Consider the following 4,592-nt stretch of genomic DNA (forward strand, 5'->3'; position numbering starts at 1 on the left):
CAGAGTGGTATGCGACATCCCTCCCCCTCGTGGGGAGGGTGGCCCGTCCGCAGGACGGGTCGGGAGGGGTCTGACAGCACCGCGAGGGACCGACATGGGACGCTCCTCGATCGACCAGACCACCCGCGCGCGGTCGCGCCGTCTCCGACGCGAGATGACGCATCAGGAAGTGAAGCTCTGGCTGAAGTTGCGGGAGCTCAACAGGCTTGGGGCGGGATTTCGTCGCCAGGGAGCCATCGGTCCCTACATCGCGGATTTCGTCTGGTTCACGGCGCGTCTGGTGATTGAAGTGGATGGCGATCAGCACGGAAATCTGCGCCAGGCCACCGATCTTCAACGCGACGACTGGCTCCGACAGGAAGGCTTTATCGTCCAGAGATTCTGGAACCACGAGATCGACGGCAACCTCGATGGCGTGATGCAGGCGATCTCCGAAAGAATTCAATGCCGCCTCGAAGGCAACTAGTCTGACGCGAGGCACAGGGAAGAAGGCGAAACCCATGTCCCAATACGACGTCATCGTGATCGGCGGCGGGCCCGGCGGCTATGTCGCGGCGATCCGCGCGGCCCAGCTCGGCCTCAAGACCGCGGTCGTGGAAGCAAAACACCTCGGCGGGATCTGTCTGAACTGGGGCTGCATCCCGACCAAGGCGCTGCTGCGCTCGGCCGAGATCTACCACTACATGACCCACGCCAAGGACTATGGCCTGACTGCCGAGAAGGTCGGCTTCGACACGGCGGCGATCGTCAAGCGCTCGCGCGGGGTGTCGTCGCAGCTGAACACCGGCGTCGGCTTCCTGCTCAAGAAGAACAAGGTCGACGTGATCTGGGGCATGGCCAGGCTCGGCAAGGGCGGCAAGGTGTCCGTGGTTGCGGCCGAGAACCCGCCGAAGGGCGCGCTGGGGCCGGGTGACTACACGGCCAAGCACGTGATCGTCGCCACCGGCGCCCGTCCGCGCGTGCTGCCGGGCCTGGAGCCGGACAAGAAGCTGGTCTGGACCTATTTCGAGGCGATGGTGCCCGAGACCATGCCGAAGTCGCTGCTGGTCGTCGGCTCCGGCGCCATCGGCATCGAGTTCGCCAGCTTCTACCGCACCATGGGCGCCGAGGTGACCGTGGTCGAGGTGCTGCCGCAGATCCTGCCGGTGGAAGACCACGAGATCGCCGCGCTGGCCCGCAAGCGCTTCGAGAAGCAGGGCTTCAAGATCCTCACCGAGGCGAAGGTGACCAAGCTCGACAAGGGCGCCGACAGCGTCACCGCGACGATCGAGACCAAGGACGGCAAGACCCAGACGATGACCGTGGACCGGGTGATCTCGGCCGTCGGCGTCGTCGGCAACATCGAGGGCCTCGGCCTCGAGGAGCTGGGGGTCAAGACCGAGCGCGGCTGCATCGTCACCGACGGGCTCGGCAAGACCAGCGTGCCGGGCGTCTATGCCATCGGCGACGTCGCCGGCCCGCCGATGCTCGCCCACAAGGCCGAGCATGAGGGCGTGATCTGCGTCGAGGCGATCGCCGGCAAGCATGTCCATCCGATGGACAAGGCCAAGATCCCCGGCTGCACCTACTGCCATCCGCAGGTGCCTCCGTCGGCCTGACCGAGAAGAAGGCCAAGGACGCCGGCCTCGAGATCAAGGTCGGGCGCTTCCCCTTTGTCGGCAATGGCAAGGCGATCGCGCTCGGCGAGCCGGAAGGTCTGGTCAAGACGATCTTCGACGCCAAGACCGGCCAGCTGCTGGGCGCACACATGATCGGCGCCGAGGTGACGGAGCTGATCCAGGGCTATGTGGTGGCGATGAACCTCGAGACCACCGAGGAAGAGCTGATGCACACGGTCTTCCCGCACCCGACCTTGTCCGAAATGATGCACGAGAGCGTCCTTGACGCCTATGGCCGCGCGATCCACGTTTAGGGGAGTTAAAAACAACAACCGGGAGGAATGGCAGATGGTGCAATTCTGGTACGAGTTCGCATCCTCCTATTCCTACCCGGCCGCGATGCGGATCGGGCGACTGGCGAGGGAAAGCGGCATCGAGATCGAGTGGCGTCCCTTCCTGCTTGGCCCGCTTTTCAAGGAAATGCAGGGCCTCTCCGACAGCCCGTTTAACGCCTTTCCGCCGAAGGGCCGCTACATGTGGCGCGATCTCGAGCGGATCTGCGAGGCGGAGGAGATCCCCTTCGTCAAGCCGAAGAAATTCCCCCACAACGGGCTGGCCGCCGCGCGTCTGGCGCTGGTCGGCCTGTCGGAAGGCTGGGGCGAGGTGTTCACAAGGCTGGTGTTCTCGGCCAACTTCGCCAGGGGCGAGGACATTTCCGATCCGGCGGTGCTGGAGCCGCTGGTGACGGAGGCGGGCGGCGACACGCGCAAGGCGCGGGTGCGGGCCAATTCCGAGGAAATCAAGGACCGGCTCAAGTCCAACGTCGATCAGGCCCGCGCCCGGGGCATCTTCGGCGCGCCGTCCTTCGTCTGCGATGACGGCGAGCTGTTCTGGGGCAACGATCGCCTGGAGCAGGCGCTCGCGTGGTCGAAGCAGCATTGAACGGTGACGGACAATCTGCCTCATTGATACCGTTTGAGGGAACGATCGGCTGGCTTCGGCGTTTCTTCTCGCAACTGCGAAGGCGATGTCGCCTTGCCGGGCCGGGGCCCGGATGCGGTTCTCGAACGAACATGGAGAGCAGTCATGACGGGTGTGGGCATTATTGGCGCCATCATCATCGGAATTCTCGCAGGCTGGATCGCCGAGAAGATCATGAAGCGCGATCATGGTCTCCTCACCAACCTGATCGTCGGCATCGTCGGCTCGTTCCTCGGCGCCTTCATTTTCTCGGCGCTCGGACTGTCGGTGCAGGCCGGCTGGATCGGCTCGCTGATCGTCTCGTCCATCGGCGCGATCATCCTGCTGTTCATCGTCGGCCTGATCCGACGCTGACGCATCCTGCCTCATGCATCGCTGACCTGCCGCGACGGACTGTCGCGGCAGTGTTGCTTTTGCTACAAGGGACTTAACTTCGGCTTCGGCAGATGATCGGTGCGTCTGGCACTGCTCGGAACCCGCGGCCGATCCGTCCGGAACAGCGGAGCGCAAGGCAGCGATGGTGACGATTCTCGACAGGACCAAGGCGATCCGGCCCCGTCATCCGGAGAAGGCGGCGCGGCCGGACACGCCGGTCCTGCGCAAGCCCGACTGGATCCGCGTCAAGGCGCCGGGATCGCCCGTCTACCGCGAGACGCAGGGCATAGTCCGCGAGAACGGCCTCATCACCGTCTGCGAGGAGGCCGGCTGCCCGAACATCGGCGAGTGCTGGTCCAAGAAGCACGCGACCATGATGATCATGGGCGACACCTGCACCCGCGCCTGTGCCTTCTGCAACGTCAAGACCGGCATGCCGCAGGCGCTCGACCGATTCGAGCCCGAGAATGTGGCGATCGCCGTCGAGAAGCTCGGCCTCAACCACGTGGTGATCACGTCGGTCGATCGCGACGATCTGGAGGACGGCGGCGCCCGGCATTTCGCCGAGGTGATCCGCGCGATCCGCGCCCGCTCGCCGCTCACCACGATCGAGGTGCTGACCCCGGACTTCCTGCGGAAGCCGGGCGCGCTGGAGATCGTCGTGGAAGCCCGGCCCGACGTCTTCAACCACAATCTCGAGACCGTGCCGTCGAAGTACCTCACCGTGCGGCCCGGCGCCCGCTACTTCCACTCGATCCGCCTGCTGCAGAAGGTCAAGGAGCTGGACCCGACGATGTTCACCAAGTCGGGCATCATGGTCGGCCTTGGCGAGGAGCGGAACGAGGTGCTGCAGCTGATGGACGACCTGCGCACTGCCGAGGTCGATTTCCTCACCATCGGCCAGTATCTCCAGCCGACCCGCAAGCACCACGCCGTGGCCCGCTTCGTGACGCCGGAGGAGTTCAAGTCCTTCGAGACGATCGCCTACACCAAGGGCTTCCACATGGTCTCGTCGAGCCCGCTGACCCGCTCCTCGCACCATGCAGGCGAGGATTTCGAGCGGCTGCGGGCCGCGCGCGCGGCCAGGGTTGCGAGCCCGCGCGCGGGCGTGTAGCCAAGACGGCATTCACGGGACGGTCCGGTCGGCAGGGTCGGCCGGCCCGCGCAGGCAAGACCACCCGAAGAGAACCGGATGCCGCAGTTCGAGACGAAGCATCGCGTTGCCCACACGGCGCAGGAAATGTTCGACCTCGTCGCCGACGTGGACCGCTATCCGGAATTCGTCCCGATGTGCGAGAGCCTGCGGGTGCGCTACCGCAAGACGACCGGCGAGGGGCAGGAGGTGCTCGTCGCCGACATGGCGGTCGGCTACAAGCTGGTGCGCGAGACCTTCACCTCCAAGGTCACTCTCGACCGGCCGGCGGGCCTGATCCTCGTCGAATACATCGACGGCCCGTTCCGCTTCCTCCAGAACCGTTGGACCTTCCGCGAACTCGACGAGACCTCCTGCGAGGTCGGCTTCTTCATTTCCTACGAGTTCAAGAGCCGCACCCTCGGCGCCCTGATGGGCGCCATGTTCGACCACGCATTTCGGCGGTTCACGACGGCGTTCGAGGCGCGGGCGGACAAGATCTACGG

Annotated in this window: 5 protein-coding genes and 1 pseudogene; all 6 read left to right on the plus strand. The window is 65.3% G+C overall.

Annotated elements, in window-relative coordinates; translation table 11 throughout:
- Positions 1 to 94 precede the first annotated feature (94 nt).
- Positions 95 to 466 carry an endonuclease domain-containing protein gene (locus tag A6302_RS19355; protein WP_069308400.1) on the plus strand — a complete coding sequence of 124 codons (372 nt, stop codon included), beginning with the start codon at positions 95 to 97 and terminating at the stop codon, positions 464 to 466.
- Positions 467 to 500: 34 nt separating this feature from the next.
- Positions 501 to 1,912, plus strand: a pseudogene (lpdA, locus tag A6302_RS19360) (dihydrolipoyl dehydrogenase).
- Positions 1,913 to 1,946: 34 nt separating this feature from the next.
- Entirely contained in the window at positions 1,947 to 2,540 is a 594-nt protein-coding gene (locus A6302_RS19365; protein ID WP_069308401.1) for a 2-hydroxychromene-2-carboxylate isomerase, read from the plus strand.
- 144 nt (positions 2,541 to 2,684) lie between these two features.
- Positions 2,685 to 2,933: a GlsB/YeaQ/YmgE family stress response membrane protein gene (locus A6302_RS19370; RefSeq protein WP_069308402.1), complete on the plus strand. Its 249-nt coding sequence runs from the start codon at positions 2,685 to 2,687 to the stop codon at positions 2,931 to 2,933.
- A 163-nt stretch (positions 2,934 to 3,096) separates the two neighbouring features.
- Complete coding sequence (lipA, locus tag A6302_RS19375) at positions 3,097 to 4,068, plus strand: lipoyl synthase (protein ID WP_069308403.1); 972 nt, start codon at positions 3,097 to 3,099, stop codon at positions 4,066 to 4,068.
- Positions 4,069 to 4,146: 78 nt separating this feature from the next.
- The coding region (locus A6302_RS19380) for a type II toxin-antitoxin system RatA family toxin (protein ID WP_069308404.1) at positions 4,147 to 4,592 on the plus strand (446 nt) is incomplete at its 3' end.

This window comes from Methylobrevis pamukkalensis (assembly GCF_001720135.1).
GTDB classification, from domain to species: domain Bacteria; phylum Pseudomonadota; class Alphaproteobacteria; order Rhizobiales; family Pleomorphomonadaceae; genus Methylobrevis; species Methylobrevis pamukkalensis.